18 protein-coding genes and 1 tRNA gene are annotated in these 18,006 nt (G+C 68.3%); 17 read left to right on the top strand and 2 right to left on the bottom strand.

The genetic code is table 11. The annotated features are described in order from the left end of the window. The first annotated feature begins 105 nt into the window (after positions 1-105). The gene (locus tag GO308_RS08770) at positions 106-2,178 is read left to right on the top strand and encodes a TonB-dependent siderophore receptor (protein WP_240885146.1); all 2,073 of its coding nucleotides are present in this window, start codon (positions 106-108) and stop codon (positions 2,176-2,178) included. Positions 2,179-2,223: 45 nt separating this feature from the next. Here the strand turns inward: GO308_RS08770 and GO308_RS08775 are convergent, their stop codons facing one another. Continuing rightward, entirely contained in the window at positions 2,224-2,526 is a 303-nt protein-coding gene (locus GO308_RS08775; protein WP_240885147.1) for a hypothetical protein, read from the bottom strand. 60 nt (positions 2,527-2,586) lie between these two features. Here GO308_RS08775 and hisG point away from each other — a divergent pair, with 60 nt between their 5' ends. The 8 genes from hisG to GO308_RS08815 all read left to right on the top strand — a co-directional run bounded on the left by hisG (position 2,587) and on the right by GO308_RS08815 (position 12,230). Further along, entirely contained in the window at positions 2,587-3,255 is a 669-nt protein-coding gene (hisG, locus tag GO308_RS08780; RefSeq protein ID WP_066481847.1) for an ATP phosphoribosyltransferase, read from the top strand. After that, a complete protein-coding gene (gene hisD / locus GO308_RS08785) occupies positions 3,252-4,541 on the top strand; it encodes a histidinol dehydrogenase (RefSeq protein WP_240885148.1) in 1,290 nt (429 codons plus the stop codon). Before hisG ends, hisD begins: the two co-directional genes overlap by 4 nt. 65 nt (positions 4,542-4,606) lie before the next feature. Then, positions 4,607-5,071 (top strand): transcription antitermination factor NusB, encoded by a 465-nt coding sequence (gene nusB / locus GO308_RS08790; protein ID WP_066481892.1) that lies wholly within the window; start codon positions 4,607-4,609, stop codon positions 5,069-5,071. A gap of 16 nt (positions 5,072-5,087) precedes the next feature. Continuing rightward, a complete protein-coding gene (gene thiL / locus GO308_RS08795; protein ID WP_240885149.1) occupies positions 5,088-5,981 on the top strand; it encodes a thiamine-phosphate kinase in 894 nt (297 codons plus the stop codon). Between the two features lie 136 nt (positions 5,982-6,117). Further along, positions 6,118-8,289, top strand: coding sequence for a sodium-translocating pyrophosphatase (locus GO308_RS08800; protein ID WP_066673619.1), 2,172 nt, complete (start codon positions 6,118-6,120; stop codon positions 8,287-8,289). A 96-nt stretch (positions 8,290-8,385) separates the two neighbouring features. Further along, positions 8,386-8,796, top strand: coding sequence for a hypothetical protein (locus GO308_RS08805; protein ID WP_240885150.1), 411 nt, complete (start codon positions 8,386-8,388; stop codon positions 8,794-8,796). Positions 8,797-8,898: 102 nt separating this feature from the next. Beyond that, a complete protein-coding gene (locus GO308_RS08810) occupies positions 8,899-10,914 on the top strand; it encodes a TonB-dependent receptor (RefSeq protein ID WP_240885151.1) in 2,016 nt (671 codons plus the stop codon). Beyond that, complete coding sequence (locus tag GO308_RS08815; RefSeq protein WP_240885152.1) at positions 10,914-12,230, top strand: PepSY domain-containing protein; 1,317 nt, start codon at positions 10,914-10,916, stop codon at positions 12,228-12,230. The genes GO308_RS08810 and GO308_RS08815 overlap by 1 nt, the downstream gene beginning before the upstream one ends. Here GO308_RS08815 and GO308_RS08820 read toward each other — a convergent pair. Then, on the bottom strand, positions 12,214-13,107 hold the full coding sequence (locus GO308_RS08820; RefSeq protein WP_240885153.1) for a haloalkane dehalogenase: 894 nt from the start codon (positions 13,105-13,107) through the stop codon (positions 12,214-12,216). The genes GO308_RS08815 and GO308_RS08820 overlap by 17 nt on opposite strands. Positions 13,108-13,180: 73 nt before the next feature. Between GO308_RS08820 and GO308_RS08825 the strand changes: the two genes are divergently transcribed. The 8 genes from GO308_RS08825 (at position 13,181) to GO308_RS08860 (ending at position 17,977) form a co-directional block, all read left to right on the top strand. After that, the gene (locus tag GO308_RS08825; protein WP_156454081.1) at positions 13,181-13,798 is read left to right on the top strand and encodes a hypothetical protein; all 618 of its coding nucleotides are present in this window, start codon (positions 13,181-13,183) and stop codon (positions 13,796-13,798) included. Positions 13,799-13,913: 115 nt separating this feature from the next. Beyond that, entirely contained in the window at positions 13,914-14,132 is a 219-nt protein-coding gene (gene infA, locus GO308_RS08830) for a translation initiation factor IF-1 (protein ID WP_010162480.1), read from the top strand. 14 nt (positions 14,133-14,146) lie between these two features. Continuing rightward, complete coding sequence (locus tag GO308_RS08835) at positions 14,147-14,716, top strand: nucleoside triphosphate pyrophosphatase (RefSeq protein ID WP_066481831.1); 570 nt, start codon at positions 14,147-14,149, stop codon at positions 14,714-14,716. After that, positions 14,700-15,689 carry a ribonuclease gene (locus tag GO308_RS08840; protein WP_346769050.1) on the top strand — a complete coding sequence of 330 codons (990 nt, stop codon included), beginning with the start codon at positions 14,700-14,702 and terminating at the stop codon, positions 15,687-15,689. Before GO308_RS08835 ends, GO308_RS08840 begins: the two co-directional genes overlap by 17 nt. Beyond that, complete coding sequence (gene yacG / locus GO308_RS08845) at positions 15,667-15,873, top strand: DNA gyrase inhibitor YacG (protein ID WP_066476283.1); 207 nt, start codon at positions 15,667-15,669, stop codon at positions 15,871-15,873. The genes GO308_RS08840 and yacG overlap by 23 nt, the downstream gene beginning before the upstream one ends. 32 nt (positions 15,874-15,905) lie before the next feature. Next, positions 15,906-15,981 (top strand) — tRNA-Phe (locus GO308_RS08850). A gap of 176 nt (positions 15,982-16,157) precedes the next feature. Then, entirely contained in the window at positions 16,158-16,796 is a 639-nt protein-coding gene (locus GO308_RS08855; protein WP_066545496.1) for an SRPBCC family protein, read from the top strand. Further along, complete coding sequence (locus GO308_RS08860; protein ID WP_240885155.1) at positions 16,796-17,977, top strand: zinc-dependent alcohol dehydrogenase; 1,182 nt, start codon at positions 16,796-16,798, stop codon at positions 17,975-17,977. The genes GO308_RS08855 and GO308_RS08860 overlap by 1 nt, the downstream gene beginning before the upstream one ends. Positions 17,978-18,006: the final 29 nt, after the last annotated feature.

Below are 18,006 nucleotides of genomic sequence, written 5' to 3' on the forward strand. Positions count from 1 at the left end.
AACCCCTCCCCTGAATGCAATGGGGATTAAGTCGTTTCGATCGCATTTCTGCTATTGCAAATGACACGCATTAAGCTAATCGCCTCTCGCACAGGGAGACGACGAATGACGTTGCTGAGTTCCGCGTTGCTACTTTCCACCGCACTAGCCATCGTTGCGCCGGAAGCCCCGCCAGCATCTGCCCCCGAGACGCCCGAGCAGGAAATCATCGTCATCGGCCAGGCCGACGGCTATCTGGCGACCGACGGCACGACCGCGCTCAAGACGCGTACGCCACTGAAGGACACGCCGCAGACGATCACGGTCCTGACCCGCGAGCAGCTGGACGATCAGGCGATCCTGAGCATCGGCGAGGCGCTGCGCTACGTCCCCGGCACCACCGTCGGCCAGGGCGAGGGCAATCGCGATCAGGTGACGATCCGCGGCCAGAACACCACCGCCGACTTCTTCCTGGATGGCGTGCGCGACGATGTGCAGTATTTCCGCCCGCTCTATAACCTGGAGCGGGTCGAGGTGCTGAAGGGGCCCGCGGCGCTCACCTTTGGCCGCGGCGGCGGCGGCGGCGTGATCAACCGCGTCCAGAAGACGCCGCTCGCCGACCAGTTCGCCTTCGGTGCCGACGCCAGCGTCAACAGCTTCGGCGCGACGCTGGTCAGCGCCGACCTGAACGCCCCGATCGCGCCCGGCGCGGCGTTGCGCGTCAACGCGATGGCGGAGGGGCTGGAGAGCTTTCGCGATTTCGTCGACGGGGAACGGTTCGCGATCAATCCCTATGCCGCCGCCGAACTGGGCCGCACGTGGCGTGTCGGGCTGTCCTACGAATATCTGGACGACGATCGCGTGACCGATCGCGGCGTCCCGTCGCTCGACAATCGCCCGATCACCAACGCGCGCGACACGTTCTTCGGCGTGCCCGGCGTCAATCGGACGACGTTGCAGGCACATGTCGCCAAGCTCCGCGTCGAGGGCCAGATCGCGCCCGGCCTGACGCTCGACACGACCCTGCTCTACGGCAATTACGACAAGCTCTATACCAACGTCTTTCCCAACGGCGCGGTGCGCGCCAGCGACGGCACCTTCGCGCTTGGAGCCTATACCGACACGACGACGCGCGAGAATCTGATCGGCCAGGGCAATCTGATCTGGACGGCCGATCTGGGCGGGGCGCGGAGCACGCTGCTGATCGGGGTCGAGGTCGCCGACCAGTCGAGCCGCAACGCGCGGCTCAACGGCACGCTGTCGTCGGCGCGGATCAGCGTCGTCGACCCCGTCTATCCGACCGTCCGCTTCGACATCCCGGCCAACGACCGCCGGTCGGATGTCGACGTGTTCTCCGTTTATGCCCAGGACCAGTTTCAGATCGGCACGCTTGTCGAGATCGTCGCAGGCCTGCGTTACGACCGGTTCGAAATTGCGGGCGTCGACTTCGCGGCCACCCCCGACCGGCCGTTCGGACGCACCGACGACAAGGTGTCGCCGCGGTTCGGCCTGATCCTGAAGCCGACGACTGCGCTGTCGCTCTATGGCAGCTACAGCCGGTCCTTCCTGCCGCGTTCGGGCGACCAGTTCCTGGCGCTTTCGACGACTCAGCAGAACCTGGCGCCCGAAGCCTTCACCAATTACGAGGTCGGCGCGAAATGGGCGATCCGGCCCGACCTGACCGCCACGGTCGCGCTGTTCCGGCTCGACCGGACCAATGCGACGACGCCCGACCCGCTCAACCCCGCGCTGTCGATCAATATCGGCGCGACGCGGACGGAGGGCGTCGAGATTGGGCTCGCCGGGCGGATCACGCCTGAATGGCAGGTCAGCGGCGGCTACAGCTATCAGGACGCAGTGCTGCGCGGCAACGACGCGGTGCGGCTGGGCCAGGTGCCGCGGCATCAGGCGTCGCTGTGGAACCGTTATCAGGTCGCCCCGGCGATCGGCATCGGGCTGGGCGTGGTGCATCAGGGCAGCCAGTTCGCGGCGATCCGCACGTCGCCGGCGACGACGCGCCTGCCCGCGTTCACGCGCGTCGATGCGGCATTGTTCTACACCATCGATCCGCGCTTCGACATCCAAGTCAATGTCGAGAACCTGTTCGACACCGATTATTTCAGCGACGCGCACAATAATAACAACGTGACGCCCGGCGCGCCGATCAACGCCCGCGTGACGCTGCGCGCGCGGCTATAAGGTCCAGCCCAGAACACGGGTCGCCAAAGAATCCTCGCTTTCGCGTCACCCCGGTCTGCACTGGGGTGAATAAGGCGGAGCGACGTCCGCCCGGCTGCTGAAATGCGTTTGATCGCCCGTCACCCCGGCCCCGTATCGGGGTCCACCGTGCGGCAGGCGCAGTGCATGGCGATCATGGGCGGCGCTGGCGGCAGGGGAAAGCTTCACGCCCGCGCTCGACCCGATTTCCAGCAGGTCGAGCGCGTCGGCGATTCCCGCGCGCGCCCGCGCGGTCATTGGCGCGCCCATCACGGTGCAGCTGCCAAGCTGGACGCGGAACGCTTCGCGACCGGCCGCTTGATCGGTCATTACCGCCTCCGGGGCAGCTTGTTGCATGGCGGCGATACCCCAGATAAGGCCGCGCCACCAATGACCCAACCGTTGATCCTTGCCGTGCCGAAGGGGCGCATCCTGGACGAGGCGCTGCCGCTGCTCGCGCAGGTCGGCATCGTGCCCGAGCCCGCATTCGCCGATCCCGACAGCCGCGCGCTGCGCTTTGCCACCAATACGCCCGCGATCGACCTGATCCGGGTGCGCGCGTTCGACGTCGCGACCTTTGTCGCGCATGGCGCGGCGCAGCTGGGCATCGTCGGTTCCGACGTGCTGGCCGAATTCGATTATTCGGAGCTGTACGCCCCCGTCGACCTGGGCATCGGGCATTGCCGCATCTCGGTCGCCGAACCGGCGGACCTGGCCGCGGGCGACGATCCGCGCGGATGGAGCCATGTGCGCATCGCCACCAAATATCCCCACATCACGCGGCGCCATTTCGAGGCGCGCGGGGTGCAGGCCGAATGCGTCAAGCTCAACGGCGCGATGGAGCTGGCCCCGGTGCTGGGGCTGGCCCCGCGCATTGTCGATCTGGTCTCCTCGGGGCGCACGCTCAAAGAGAACGGGCTGGTCGAGGTCGAGGTGATCGCACAGGTCACGAGCCGGCTGATTGTCAACCGCGCCGCGTTCAAGATGCGCGCGGACACCATCGTGCCGCTGGTCGACCGCTTTCGCCGCGCGGTGGCCCAGCAGGACGCGGCCGCATGATCCGCCTGGACGCCAGCGCCCCCGGCTTTGCCGCGCAGTTCGACGCGCTGGTCAATGCCCGCCGCGAGTCCGACGCCGACGTCGCGCGCGACGTCGCGACGATCGTGCGCGCGTTGAAGGACGAGGGCGACGCCGCGCTTCACGCCTTCACGCTTAAATTCGACCGCCATGACCTCAACGACACGGGCTGGCGGATCGAGCGCAGCGCGTGCGCGGCGGCGCTGGCGGGTATCGCGCCCGAATTGCGCGCGGCGCTCGAGCTCGCCCGCGACCGGATCATGGCCTATCACGCGCGCCAGAAGCCGCAGGACAGCGAGACGACCGACGCACACGGCATCCGCACCGGGGCACGGTGGCGCGCGGTCGACGCGGCGGGCGTCTATGTGCCGGGCGGGCGTGCCGCCTATCCCTCATCGGTGCTGATGAATGCCATTCCCGCCAAGGTCGCTGGGGTCGAGCGGCTGGTGATGGTGACGCCGACGCCCGACGGTGAGGTCAATCCGCTGGTGCTCGCCGCCGCCGAGCTGGCAGGGGTCGACGAGGTGTGGCGGGTCGGCGGCGCGCAGGCGATCGCCGCGCTTGCCTATGGTACCGATCGCATCACCCCGGTCGATGTCATCACCGGCCCCGGCAATGCCTGGGTCGCGGAGGCGAAGCGCCAGCTTTATGGCGTGGTCGGCATCGATATGGTCGCGGGGCCGAGCGAGATCGTCGTCGTCGCGGACGGCGCGAACGACCCCGAATGGACCGCCGCCGACCTGTTGAGCCAGGCCGAGCACGACCCGACCAGCCAGTCGATCCTGTTCACCGACGACGCGGCCTTTGCCGATCGGGTGGCGGACGCGGTCGACCGCCAGATCGGCGCGCTCACCACCGCGAACGTCGCGCGGGCGAGCTGGGACGCCAATGGCGCGATCATCCTGGTCCCGGAGCTGATGGCGGCGGTGCCGCTGGTCGACCGGCTGGCGCCCGAGCATCTGGAGCTGGCGGTCGCCGATCCCGCGCCGCTGTTCGCCGCGGTCCGCCACGCCGGCTCGATCTTTCTCGGCCGGCACACGCCGGAAGCGGTCGGCGATTATGTCGCGGGGCCGAACCATGTGCTGCCGACCGGGCGCCGCGCGCGCTTTGCCAGCGGGCTGTCGGTGCTCGACTTCATGAAGCGCACCAGCTTTCTGGAGCTGGGGCCGCGAGGCCTGGCCGCGATCGGCCCGGCGGCGGTCGCGCTGGCCGAGGCGGAGGGGCTGCCCGCCCACGCCAAGTCGGTGGCGCTGCGCCTGGCGGATTGAGCCGCTGCAACCCATCCCCGTTTCCCGACTTCGCTCCAATCGAGCGGATCGCTATGCAGGTAGACATGACAGCCAATTCCCGACCCAAGCCCCGATCGCAGGCGCGCGCCGCCGCCCGGCTCGCCGCCGTCCAGGCGCTCTATCAGCAGGAAATGGAGGGCACGCCGGTGCCCCGCCTGCTGGCTGAGTTCCACCAGCACCGGCTGGGCGCGACGATCGAGGATGTCGAATATGCCGACGCGGACGCGATGTTCTTCGATGACATCGTCAAGGGCGTCGACGCGCGCCGCGACGAGATCGACGCACTGATTTCGGGCAAGCTGTCGGCAGGCTGGACGCTGGAGCGGCTCGACAAGCCGATGCGCCAGATCCTGCGCTGCGGCACCTATGAACTGATCGCACGCGCCGACGTGCCGACCGCGACGGTCATCAGCGAATATCTCGACGTCGCCGACGCGTTCTATGACAAGCGCGAGAAGAGCTTCGCCAACGGCCTGCTCGACGCCGTCGCGAAGGACGTGCGGCGCTGACCCGCTTCGGGAGCCCATGACCGAAGCCGACTTCATCGCCGCGCTGCGTGCGCTGCCGCTCCATGCGGGGGCGGAGGCGCTGGCGGACGATGCCGCGTTCCTGCCGCCCGACCTTGTGCTGACCACCGACAGCATTGCCGAGGGGGTGCATTACCTGCCCGGCACGACGCCGCAGGATGTCGCGTGGCGGCTGGTCGCGACCAACCTTTCGGATTTGGCGGCGAAGGGCGCGCGGCCCGACGGCGTGCTGCTCAACTATCCGCTCGGCGACGACGCGTGGGACCGCGCGTTCGTGGCGGGGCTGCGCGAGGTGCTGGCACGGTTCGATTGCGCGTTGCTGGGTGGCGACACGGTGCGGCTGATCGCCGGCGCACCGCGGACGATCAGCCTGACCGCGATCGGGCGCGCCAGCCACTTGCCGATCCCGCGCCGGTCGGGCGCGCGCGCCGGCGACAGCATCTGGGTCGCGGGCGCGATCGGCGATGCGATGCTGGGCCACCGGCTGGTCGCGGCGGGCGACTTGCAGCCGGGTGCGCTGGTCGCCGCCTATCTGCGCCCGCAGCCGCTGGTCGCGCAGGGGATCGCACTGGCCCCCTTGGTCAGCGCGATGATGGACGTGTCCGACGGGCTGCTGATCGATGCGGCGCGGATCGCGACCGCGTCAGGCGTGACGATGGCGATCGAGCGGGCGCGCGTGCCGCTGAGCCCGACATTCCGTCGCGTGGCGCAAGGCGACGACGCGGAGGCGGCGCTGCGCTGGGGCGATGACTATGCGCTGTTGTTCACCCTGCCCGCCGATCGCCACCCGCCGGTGCCCGCGACGATGATCGGCCGGGTTGAGGCGAGCGGTAGGTTCCCGGTCACGCTGGACGGTGAAGCACCCGCCGGGGCGCTCGGCTACCAGCACTGACCGGCATCGGGATTGCTGCAGTGCACGCCCGCTTGCGCTGCCTCGAACGCCATCTATACCTCTCAACCGACGCGGAACCCGGCCCATTCCTACGAGGCCAGCCGCGCAGGGAAATCAGGGGAAGGATGCCCATCGAATGAACATCGTTTACATCGCCATGCTGTGCGGCGTGATCGCCGTGCTCTATGGCATCTTGACCAGTCAGCAGGTGCTGCGCGCCCCGGCGGGCAACGAGAAGATGCAGGACATCGCCGCCGCCATCCAGGAAGGTGCCAAGGCGTATCTGGGCCGGCAATACCGTACCATCGCCATCGTCGGCGTGATCGTCGCCGTGGTGCTCGCCGCGACGCTGGGCTTTCTGTCGACGGTCGGCTTCGTGATCGGCGCGGTGCTGTCGGGCATCGCCGGCTATATCGGCATGAACATTTCGGTGCGCGCCAATGTGCGCACGGCGGAAGCGGCGCGGACCAGCCTGCAGGGCGGGCTCACCCTGGCCTTTCGGTCGGGTGCGATCACCGGGATGCTGGTCGCGGGCCTCGGCCTGCTGTCGATCGCGGTGCTGTTCTGGTACCTGGTCGCGGTCGACGGCCATGCGCCGAATGACCGCGAGATCATCGAGGCGCTGACCGCGCTGGCGTTCGGCGCGTCGCTGATCTCGATCTTCGCCCGCCTGGGCGGCGGCATCTTCACCAAGGCCGCCGATGTCGGCGCCGACCTGGTCGGCAAGGTCGAAGCCGGCATTCCCGAGGATGACCCCCGCAACCCCGCCGTCATCGCCGACAATGTCGGCGACAATGTCGGCGACTGCGCGGGCATGGCGGCCGACCTGTTCGAAACCTATGTCGTCACGCTGGGCCTGACGATGGTGTCGATCGCGCTGCTGATCACGGCATCGCCGGCCGATCTGCTGGCGCTGATGGCGCTGCCGCTGATCGTCGGCGGCGTGTGCATCATCACGTCGATCATCGGCACCTACATGGTCCGGCTGGGCAGCAGCGGATCGATCATGGGGGCGCTGTACAAGGGCTTCTGGACGACCGCGATCCTGGCGATCCCGGCGATCTATTTCGCCACCGCCTATACGCTGGGCGACCTGAACGCGGTGATCGGCAGCTCGGGATTCCTTGATCCCGCCACCGACACGCTTTCGTCCCAGCCGCTGGGAACCAGCGTCGCGGACGGCGGGCTGAGCTTCACCGGCATGGACCTGTTCTGGTGCATGATGATCGGGCTGGGCGTCACCGGGCTGCTCGTCTGGATCACCGAATATTATACCGGCACCCAGTTCCGCCCGGTGCGGTCGATCGCGAAAGCCTCCGAGACCGGACACGGCACCAACGTCATCCAGGGCCTGGCGATCAGCCTGGAATCGACCGCGCTGCCCACCCTCGTCATCGTCGTCGCGGTGATCGCCGCATATCAGCTGGCCGGCATCATCGGCGTGGCGTTTGCCGCGACCTCGCTGCTGGCGCTTGCGGGCATGGTCGTCGCGCTCGACGCCTATGGCCCGGTCACCGACAATGCCGGCGGCATCGCCGAGATGGCGGGGCTGCCCGATGATGTGCGCGTGCGCACCGATGCGCTCGACGCGGTCGGCAACACGACGAAGGCGGTGACCAAGGGCTATGCGATCGGATCGGCGGCGCTGGCGGCCCTCGTGCTGTTTGGCGCCTATACCGAGGATCTGAAGCGTTATTTCGGCGGCATCACCGTCGATTTCTCCTTGAGCAACCCGTACGTCATCGTCGGGTTGCTGCTCGGCGCGCTGCTGCCCTATCTGTTCGGCGCGTTCGGCATGACTGCGGTGGGCCGCGCGGCGGGCAGCGTGGTGCAGGACGTGCGCGACCAGTTCCGCGACAATCCCGGCATCATGGCGGGCACCAGCCGCCCTGACTACGCCCGCACCGTCGACATCGTCACCCGCGCCGCGATCAAGGAGATGATCGTGCCGTCGCTGCTGCCGGTGCTGTCGCCGGTCGCGGTCTATTTCATCATTACCGGCGTGGCGGGGCAGGCCCAGGGCTTTGCGGCGCTGGGCGCGATGCTGCTGGGCGTGATCGTCTCGGGCCTGTTCGTCGCCATCTCGATGACCTCGGGCGGCGGTGCGTGGGACAATGCCAAGAAGTACATCGAAGACGGCAATCACGGCGGCAAGGGCAGCGATGCCCACAAGGCGGCGGTGACTGGCGACACGGTCGGCGATCCGTACAAGGACACCGCCGGCCCGGCGGTCAACCCGATGATCAAGATCACCAACATCGTCGCCCTGCTGCTGCTCGCCGCGCTGGCGGGCGGTGGCGCGGGGTAAGCGACGCCACTTTCAACGTTATGACCAAACGAAGGCCCGTCGGCATCGCCGGCGGGCTTTTGTTTTGCGCGGGCCTGACCTAAGCGCACGCGCAGCATGACCCATTTGCGCACCTGGATCGCCACGCATCCGTGGATCGCGGCATCGCTGATCGCGATGGCCCTGCTGGTGCGCGCGCTGGTGCCCGGCGGCTATATGATCGCGACGACCGGCGGCACGATCACGGTTCAGGTCTGCGCCGAAACCGGCATGACGCCCGAGCAGATCACGATCGCGCTGCCCGGCGGCGGGCATGACGGCACTGATGGCGACGGCGATGCCCGGGCGAAAATGCCCTGCGCCTTTGCCGGCCTGGCGATGCCGATGCTGGCGGGTGCGGACCCGATCCAGCTCGCCATCGCCCTTGTCGCAATCCTGGCGCTTGGCCTTGCCGCGCGGCAGGTGCCGACGCTGCGAACCGTCGCGCGGCTGCGGCCGCCGTCGCACGCCCCACCCCTGACCGCCTGAGCCATCCCCTCACGCGCGCGTCGTGCCGGCCCGAGATGGCCGGCCGCGCGCATCTTCGCCGATGCCCCGGCGTCGGCACGCCTCAGGTTCAGGACGTTTCCCATGCTGATTCCGCCATTTCTGGCCGCAGCCGCGCTGGCTGCGCCGGGCGCAAGCCCTTCGACCCCGCCCGCCGCCGATGATCGCGATCGCGAGCCCGCCATCATCGTCACCGCCCCCACCCAGGCCGACGAGGCCCAGCGCCGCGCCGACCGCACGCCCGGCGGTGCCGATGTCGTGCACTATGCCGACTATGCCGACAAGACCGTCGTGTCGCTGCGCGACGCGCTCGCCTTTTCGCCGGGCATCTACCTTCAGCCGCGTTACGGCCAGGAAGTGCGCATCTCGATCCGCGGATCGGGCATCTCGCGCGGCTTTCACATGCGTGGGCTGACGTTGTTGCAGGATGGCGTGCCGATCAACCTGGCTGACGACAATGGCGATTTCCAGGAGCTGGAGCCGATCTTCCTCGATCATCTCGAGGTCTATCGCGGATCGAACGCCCTGCGCTTCGGATCGAGAACGCTGGGCGGCGCGATCAACGGCGTCACCCCGCGCGGGACCAGCGCATCGGGTCTGTACATCCGCGCCGACGCCGGCAGCTTCGACACCGCGCGGCTGCTGCTGACCGCCGGCGGCGCGTCGGGACCGGGCGATTTCTGGGCCGGGATCAGCGGCGACACCTCCGATGGCGACCGCAACCATGCCCGCCGCCGGTCGGTGCGTTTCCACGGCAATGCCGGCATAGACATCGCCCCCGGCGTCACCACGCGCTTTTATGGATCGGCCAATGCGATCTACCAACAACTGCCCGGCGCATTGTCGAGCCAGGTCGCGCTGACCCGGCCGCGCACCGGCAATTTCGTCGGCGACCAACGCCGCGACATCACGTCGATCCGCGTCCATAACCGCACGACCGTGACACTGCCTGGCGGCGAGCTGAACGGCGGCATCTTCCTGAATGACAAATCGCTCTATCACCCAATCTTCGAGGTGATCGACAATGCCAGCGTCGATCGCGGCGGCTATGCGCGCGTCGAATGGGCGCGCGGGCCGGTGGAGCTGACCCTGGGCGGCGAAATCCGCATCGGCGACACCAATGCCCGGCGCTTCGTCAACGCGAACGGCCGGCGCGGCGCCCCGACATTCCAGGCGGATCAGCGCGCGCGCACCAGCAATGTCTATGGCGAGGCACGGGTGACGCCGGTTTCCGGGCTGAGCCTGATCGGCGGGCTGGTGTGGACCGATGGCTGGCGCGCGCAGCAGATCAATTTCAGCCGCGGCCCGGTCAACCAGTCCGGCCGGGCCGAGTTCAGCCAGGTCAGTCCGAAGCTGGGCATCCTCTATGCGCCCACACCCGATATCCAGCTTTACGCCAATGTCAGCCGTTCGGCCGAGCTGCCCGGCTTCAACGAACTGGGCCAGATCACCAGCTTCGTCCCGCTCGAGGCACAGCGCGGATGGACCAAGGAAATCGGCACCCGCGGCCGGGGCGGGCCGGTCGAATGGGACGTGACCTATTATCGCAGCGACCTGACCGGCGAGCTGCTGCAGTTCACAGTGGTCCAGGACATTCCGGCCACCACCTTCAACGCCGGGCGCACGCGCCATCAGGGGGTTGAGGCCGGGCTGACCGGCCAGCCGACCCCGCTGGTGCGACTGCGCGGCACCTATTTGTGGTCCGATTTCCGCTTTCGCGACGATCGCCAATATGGCGACGATCGGCTGCCCGTGATCCCCGTCCACATGCTGCGGGGCGAGGTGCGGATCGGCACCGACGCGCTGCATGTCGCGCCCAGCGTCGAATGGGTGCCCGACGGCGCGTTCGCCGATTATGAGAACAGTTTTCGCGTCGGCGGCTATGCCCTGATCGGGGTCACGGCCGGGCTGACCCTGGGCAACGCCTTCGACCTCTTCGTCGACGTGCGCAACCTGACCGACCGCAACGCGATCGGCGACATCAGCGCCGTCGTGCGCGGCAATCCCGCCGCAGCGACCTTTGTCCCGGTCGCCAGCCGCGCCATCTATCAACCCGTCGAGCGGCGCGCGCTGTTCGCCGGCATCCGAAAGCGCTTCTGATGCACGCGGGGCTGTATCGCACCATCTGGCGCTGGCATTTCTATGCCGGGCTGTTCGTCGTGCCGTTCATTCTGATCCTGGCGATCACCGGCACCATCTATCTCTTCAAACCCGACCTCGACAGGTGGGAGGAGCGCGGCTTTCGGAGCCGGGGCGCGACCGGTAGCGTCTCCGCCGACGCGCAACTGGCGGCGGTCCTTGCCGCCCATCCCAGCGCGCGCTGGCAATCCTATCGCCTGCCGGAAAGGGTCGGGGATGCCGCCGTGATCCGCGTCGCCACTGCGTCCGGGCAGACGCGCGACGTCTATGTCTCGCCCCAGGGTCGCGTGCTCGCCACTGTCGATCCCGCCCGGCGCATCAGCGCCTGGATCGGTGATCTGCACGGATCGCTGCTGGCGGGCGCGGCCGGGCGACTGCTGGTCGAGCTGGCGGCAAGCTGGGCGATCGTCCTGCTGCTGACCGGCCTGTTCCTGTGGTGGCCGCGCGGGCGGGGTCCGGCCGGGGTGATCTGGCCTCGCCTGAACCGCGGCATTCGCGCGGCACTGCGCGATCTGCACGCGGTCACCGGTTTCTGGGTATCGGGGCTGGCGCTCGTCCTGCTGCTCACCGCGCTCCCGTGGACCGATGCCTGGGCAACCGCTTTCCGCGCGGTGCGCGCCGAGCTGGGCTGGGTGCGCGAGGCCCAGCAGTGGAAGGGCGGGGTCACGCTGCACGCCGCGCACCACCCCGCGACGGCACACCACCCGCCGATAGCGGACACCGCATTGGCCGGGACACCGCCATTGCCGCTGAGCGTCATCGTCGCGCGCGCAAGCCGCGAGGCAATGCCCGCGCCCGCCGTGCTGCTGCCCCCGCATGCGCCCCAGCCGTTCGGCCCGCCCAACGGCCCCGACTGGAAACTGACCAGCCAGACCCAGAACCGGCCGCAAATCCGCAGCGTCAGTTTCGACGCGACGAGCGGCGCGGTCACCGGCCGCCAGGACTTTGCCGACAAGCACCCGATCGACCAGGTCATCGGCATCGGCATTGCCTGGCACGAAGGCCAGCTGTTCGGGCGGATCAATCAGGCGATCGGCGTGCTGACCGCGATCGGCCTGATGACCCTGGCCGTCACCGGCACCTGGACGTGGTGGCGGCGTCGGCCCGCCGGATCGGGGCTGGGCGCCCCGCCCGCCTGGCGCGGCGATGTGCGCCAGCGCGGCGCGATCATGGCGATCGCCGGGCTGGGGTTGCTGCTGCCGATGCTCGGCGCGTCGCTGCTCGCCATCCTGGCCGGTGAGGCGGCATGGCGGCGATGGCTCAGCCCAGCGCCTTGATCGCTTCGACGAACACGTCCGGGCGGTCCTCCTGACAGAAGTGCGCGGCGCGCTCGACGATGGCGTGGGGCTGGCCCCGGGTGCCCGGCACCTTTGCCTGGAAATAGGCGTCGCCGCCCGCGGTGATCGGGTCGCTGTCGCCGAACAGGGTCAGGAACGGCCGTTCGAACCGCTCGAGCCCCGCCCAGGCGGCAGCGTTGTCGATCGCGCCGGGGTCATCGCGGCTGATCGGGACGAGCAGAGGGAATGCGCGCGCCGCCGCCTTGTAGCTTTCGTCGGGAAAGGGTGCGTCATAGGCGGCGACTTCGGCGTCGCTGAGCGTGCGCACCGTCGCGCGCTGAAGGATCGGGCCGATCGCAAAGCTGTCGCTGGTGGCGGCAAATTCGCGCCACGCGAGAAACGCGGGCGCCGGCGTCCCGCCCAGCGGCAGGAAGGTGTTGCTGGCGATCACCCAGCGGAAGCGGTCCGGGTCGAGCCCGACGACGCGCAAGCTGAGCAATCCGCCCCAGTCCTGGCAAAACAAGCCGATGTTGCGCAGCTCCAACCGGTCAAGGAACTGAGTGAGCCAGGCGACGTGGCGCGCATAGCTGAACACATCGCGGTCGACAGGCTTATCCGATTTGCCGAAGCCGATCAGGTCGGGCACGACGACGCGGAAACCCGCCGCCGCGACGGGACCGATCATGTGGCGATAGAGATAGGACCAGCTGGGTTCGCCGTGCATCATCAGCACGACCGGCCCGTCGCGTGGCCCCTCATCGACATAGTGCTGGCGGACCATGCCCAGCGGCCCCGCGTCGATGTCGATGTAGTGCGGGGCGAACGGATAGTCGGGCAGACCGGCAAAGCGGTCCTCGGGTGTGCGCAGGATGGTCATCGGTGTCCTCTCGATCGTTAATGCACTTTCTTGCTGGTCTTAATGCGTCGCACGACAGCGACCTTGCGCAAAGTTGCCCTTCCTGTTTGCTATCATGCCAAATCGTTTTGGGAGGAGGGACCTCTCCATGTTCATTGCTCTTTTCCTCATGTCGATCCAGGCCACTACGCAAGCGCCAGACATGTCCGCCGCGGCATGTAGCGCGGCGGAATGGCGGCTGATGTTCGTGAACGGCCCGCGCGGCGAGGAGATTGCCGGCAGCCGAGAGGCATTGCTTCGCGCCCTGCGTCGCGGCAGCCCGGTACGCGTCAGCTGGGGCGAAGCGGATGCCGAGGGGAAATGGTCGGTTGAGGAATTCGCCAACACCACCTTCGTCAACATCATGGGCGGCCGAGATGTGGTGGCGCAGATCGAGCCTGCGCTGATCCAATCGCACTATACCGAAGTTGCCAAAGCGGGGCTCAAGACTCCACTTGTGCTGTGGCGCAGCATCATCGCAACCGACGGGCGGTTCGAGGCGGTCACCACCAATGCACAGAGCGGCAAGCAGCTGCGGGTATTGGTCCAGCGCACGACCGTGCACTGGTATGCCCTGGCACCGGATCCACGCTGTGACGCACGTCCGCTGCCTGACCTCGCGCCACGCGGCCGACTGAACATCATCGAGCGCGACGAACGCGCTGATCCCTAGCCCTGGGGGCGGCTGATCGCGGCAGTCACATCAGCGCAGGATCGGCGATCCCTTTCCTTTTGGCGCGGCTTGGCGTAAAGGCCCGCGACTTAATCCCATTTGCCACGAGGTTTGTTTGGCCAAGGAAGAACTGCTGGAAATGCGCGGACAGGTTGTGGAGTTGCTTCCCAACGCCATGTTCCGCGTCAAGCTTGAGAATGATCACGAGATTCTGGGCCACACCGCGGGCAAGATGCGCAAGAACCGCATCCGCGTGCTGGTCGGCGACGAGGTCCTCGTCGAACTGACGCCCTATGACCTGACCAAGGGCCGCATCACCTATCGCTTCAAGTAAGGCGCGAGCCCGACATGCGGCTCGTCCTCGCCTCCACCAGCCCGCGCCGCCGCGACCTGCTGGGTCGCCTCGGCGTCGCACCTGATCGCCAGGCCGCCCCCGACATCGACGAAAGCCCGCTGAAGGGCGAGTTGCCGCGCCCCTATGCGCTGCGGCTGGCCGAGGCGAAGGCGCGCGCGATCGATCGCGCACCCGACGAAATCGTCGTCGCCGGCGACACCACCATCGCGGTCGGCCGCCGCATCCTGCCCCCCGCCGAAACGGAAGCGGTGCAGCGCGAATTGCTGTCGCTGCTGTCCGGGCGACGCCACCATGCACTGTCGGCGGTGTGCGTGATCGACGCGGCGGGCCGCGCCCGGCTGAGGCTGGCGGACACCATCGTCGCGTTCAAGCGGCTGACCGCGGCCGAGATCGACGCCTATGTCGCGTGCGGCGAGGGGCTGGGCAAGGCCGGCGGCTATGCGATCCAGGGGCGCGCCGAGGCGTTCGTCCGCTATCTGGCCGGCAGCCATTCGGGCGTCATCGGGCTGCCGCTGTTCGAGACGCGCGCGCTGCTGGCTGCGGCAGGTGTTCCGCTTGGCTGAGTGGCGGGTCGAGCGCGGGATCGGCGAGACCCGCGCGATCCGCGTCGTCGACGGGCGCATCATCGAAGCACGCATCGAGCCTGAAGACGGGCTGCGCGCCGGGGCGGTGATCGCCGCGCGACTGGTCAAGCGCATCCCCGCGCGCAACCAGGCTATCGCCACATGGGACGGGGGCGAGGCGCTGGTGACGCCGCTGCCCGCCGGGGTCACCGAGGGAGCCGCCTGCCGGATCGAGATCACCCGCCCGCCCCTGCCCGAACCCGGCAAGCCCAAGCGCGCCCGCGCCCGCCCGGCCGCGCCCGATGCGGTGCCCGGCCCCGGCCCGACGCTGGCCGAACTGCTGAATGCGCCCGCGACCCTGCCGACTCGCGCCGACGATTTCGAGGCGCTCGGCTGGTCCGAACTGCTCGAGGAGGCGGCGAGCGGCCGCGTGCGCTTTGCCGGCGGGGAGCTGACGATCAGCCTGACGCCGGCGATGACGCTGATCGACGTCGACGGCGAGGCCGCTCCTGCCGAGCTGGCGATCACCGGCGCGCGCGCCGCCGCCGAAGCCATCGTTCGGCTCGACCTTGCGGGGTCGATCGGGATCGATTTGCCAACGACGCCCGACCGGTCCGCGCGGCTGGCCGCGGCGGCAGCGATCGACGCGGCAATCCCCCAGCCGTTCGAGCGGACCGCGGTCAACGGTTTCGGCTTCATCCAGATCGTGCGGCGCAGGTCGCGACTCTCGCTGCCCGAGCTGGCGGCGAGCGATCCGGTCGGATGGCATGCGCGCGCCGCGTTGCGGATCGCCGAGCATACGCCCGGCGCGGGGCAACGCACGCTGACCGCGCACCCCGATCTGGTCGCGCGGCTGGCGGCGCATCCCGACTGGCTGGCGGCGCTGGAACGGCGGATCGGTGCGGCCGTGATCTTGCAGGGCGACGCGCGCCGCGCCATATCCGCCGCGCATGTCCAGGCGCGCCACCCCTGAAAGCTGCCCGCGATGCGGCAAGCCGGTTTCCGTCGATTTCCGGCCGTTTTGCGGGCGCGGATGCAAGGATCGCGACCTGCTCGCCTGGCTGGACGAGGGCTATCGCCTGCCCGGTGCGCGCATCGATCCGGATGATGCGGCAAATGCAAATGTCGGGCTGGACAGCGACGCCGACGCTGACTAAGAGGCCGCTCTTTCCCGGCTGCTGCCGGTGATGCCCAGGTAGCTCAGTTGGTAGAGCATGCGACTGAAAATCGCAGTGTCGGCGGTTCGATCCCGTCCCTGGGCACCATTTCCCCACTGAACGCCGTTTCCTGCTGAACGGCTTTTTCCGGTTGAACGACGTCGCCGCCCGCCGACGCCGACCGCGTCCGTCCGCGCCCATCCGCATCGCCTAAGCCGCTTTCCTTCGGAACAACCGGGGACGGCGACGGGTTAGGTTCGGGACGGGCCAGAACGGAGCAGCATATGTCGACCAACCGAAGCATCTTTCCCTGGGCGGCATTGGGCGCGGGGGCCGTTGCCGGCGCGGCATTGCTGCTGCAGCGCGACAGCGCGCGACCCGGATCGGGCGGGCAAGGCGATTCCGCGCCGGGCCGGACGGCGCGGCGGCGGTGGTTCGGCGACTATGCGGTGACGGGCAAGACCGTCACGATCGCCAAGCCGGGCCGCGCCGAGCTGTATCGCTTCTGGCGCGACTTCACCAACCTGCCGGCATTCATGGAAAATCTGGAAGCGGTCGAGATGCTCGGTGAGGGCCGCTCGCGCTGGCACATTCGCGGTCCGCTGGGCACCGTGACGGTCGAGAGCGAGATCGTCGCGGCGCGCGAGGGCGAACTGATCGCGTGGCGATCGGTCGCGGGGTCGGAAATCGACACTGAGGGTCGCGTGGCATTTCGCGACGCGCCGGGCGACCGTGGTACACAAGTCGAGCTGGTCGTCGCGTACAAGCCGCCGATGGGCAGCGCCGGCAGGGCCGTCGCGACGCTCCTGCAACGCGAACCCGAAATCCAGGCGCGACGCGACCTGAGGCGTTTCAAGATGCTGATGGAAACCGGCGAGATCGCGACGTCGACCCGTCAACTGAAGCTGGAGGAGACCGCCTGATGCGCGCGCTTTGCTATCACGGCACCCATGACGTCCGCGTCGATACCGTGCCCGACCCCGACATCGTCAATCCGCGCGACGCGATCATCAAGGTGACGTCGACCGCGATCTGCGGCTCCGACCTGCATCTTTATGACGGCGTCATCCCCGCGGTGATGCCGGGCGACGTGCTGGGCCACGAATTCATGGGCGAGGTGGTCGAAACGGGGCCGGGATCGACATTGGTCAAGGGCCAGCGGGTGGTCGTCCCCTTCACCATCGCGTGCGGCAGCTGTTTCTTCTGCGGGCAACAGCAATACAGCGCCTGCGACAATTCCAACCCCGTGGACAAGCGCGAGATGTCCGAAACGCTGTACGGCACGCCGATGAGCGGGCTGTTCGGCTATTCGCACCTGACCGGCGGCTATTCGGGCGGTCAGGCAGAATTCGTGCGCGTGCCGTTCAGCGATGTCGGGCCGATCGTGATCGACGACGACACGCTGGAGGACGAACAGGTGCTGTTCCTGTCCGACATCCTGCCGACGGGTTGGATGGCGGCCGAAAACGCCGCGATCGAGGGCGGCGATACGGTCGCGATCTGGGGCGCGGGGCCGGTCGGGCTGTTCGCGGCACAGAGCGCGGTGCTGATGGGCGCGGCGCGGGTGATCGTGATCGACCATTATCCCCATCGCCTCGAACTCGCGCGGCAGATCGGCGCGGACACGATCAACTTCCGCGAGAGCAATGTCCGCGAGGCGCTGATGGAAATGACCGGCGGCATCGGCCCCGATGCGGTGATCGATGCGGTCGGCATGGAAGCGCACGGCTTTGCGATCGACAACATGATCGACGTCGCCAAGCAGACGATCGGCATCGGCGCGGATCGGGCGGCGGCGCTCAAACAGGCGATCCTGGCATGCCGCAAGGGCGGACGGGTGTCGGTTCCCGGCGTCTATGGCGGGATGACGGACAAATTTCCGATCGGCGCGCTGATGGAAAAGGGCCTGACGCTGCGCACCGGCCAGACCCATGTGCAGAAATACAGCCGCATGCTGCTCGACATGATCATGGCGGGCAAGATCGACACGACGTTCCTGATCTCGCACCGCTTGCCGCTCGAACAGGCGGCCGAGGGCTATCGCAACTTCAAGTCGAAGCAGGACGACTATACCAAGGTCGTGCTGAAACCCGGCATCGCATAGGGCCGATCGCCGGTCAGCCTGCGCTTCGG

The organism is Sphingomonas sp. SFZ2018-12 (assembly GCF_022496715.1).
Taxonomy (GTDB): domain Bacteria; phylum Pseudomonadota; class Alphaproteobacteria; order Sphingomonadales; family Sphingomonadaceae; genus Sphingomonas.

What these genes read in the sequence shown, in the direction of transcription:
- GO308_RS08815 (WP_240885152.1), top strand. Translation starts at nt 10,914, where the DNA reads ATGCACGCGGGGCTGTATCGCACCATCTGGCGCTGGCATTTCTATGCC.
- thiL (WP_240885149.1), top strand. Translation starts at nt 5,088, where the DNA reads ATGACCGAAGCCGACTTCATCGCCGCGCTGCGTGCGCTGCCGCTCCAT.
- GO308_RS08855 (WP_066545496.1), top strand. Translation starts at nt 16,158, where the DNA reads ATGTCGACCAACCGAAGCATCTTTCCCTGGGCGGCATTGGGCGCGGGG.
- hisG (WP_066481847.1), top strand. Translation starts at nt 2,587, where the DNA reads ATGACCCAACCGTTGATCCTTGCCGTGCCGAAGGGGCGCATCCTGGAC.
- nusB (WP_066481892.1), top strand. Translation starts at nt 4,607, where the DNA reads ATGACAGCCAATTCCCGACCCAAGCCCCGATCGCAGGCGCGCGCCGCC.
- GO308_RS08810 (WP_240885151.1), top strand. Translation starts at nt 8,899, where the DNA reads ATGCTGATTCCGCCATTTCTGGCCGCAGCCGCGCTGGCTGCGCCGGGC.
- yacG (WP_066476283.1), top strand. Translation starts at nt 15,667, where the DNA reads ATGTCCAGGCGCGCCACCCCTGAAAGCTGCCCGCGATGCGGCAAGCCG.
- GO308_RS08775 (WP_240885147.1), bottom strand. Translation starts at nt 2,526, where the DNA reads ATGACCGATCAAGCGGCCGGTCGCGAAGCGTTCCGCGTCCAGCTTGGC.
- GO308_RS08835 (WP_066481831.1), top strand. Translation starts at nt 14,147, where the DNA reads ATGCGGCTCGTCCTCGCCTCCACCAGCCCGCGCCGCCGCGACCTGCTG.
- GO308_RS08820 (WP_240885153.1), bottom strand. Translation starts at nt 13,107, where the DNA reads ATGACCATCCTGCGCACACCCGAGGACCGCTTTGCCGGTCTGCCCGAC.
- GO308_RS08860 (WP_240885155.1), top strand. Translation starts at nt 16,796, where the DNA reads ATGCGCGCGCTTTGCTATCACGGCACCCATGACGTCCGCGTCGATACC.
- GO308_RS08800 (WP_066673619.1), top strand. Translation starts at nt 6,118, where the DNA reads ATGAACATCGTTTACATCGCCATGCTGTGCGGCGTGATCGCCGTGCTC.
- GO308_RS08805 (WP_240885150.1), top strand. Translation starts at nt 8,386, where the DNA reads ATGACCCATTTGCGCACCTGGATCGCCACGCATCCGTGGATCGCGGCA.
- hisD (WP_240885148.1), top strand. Translation starts at nt 3,252, where the DNA reads ATGATCCGCCTGGACGCCAGCGCCCCCGGCTTTGCCGCGCAGTTCGAC.
- GO308_RS08770 (WP_240885146.1), top strand. Translation starts at nt 106, where the DNA reads ATGACGTTGCTGAGTTCCGCGTTGCTACTTTCCACCGCACTAGCCATC.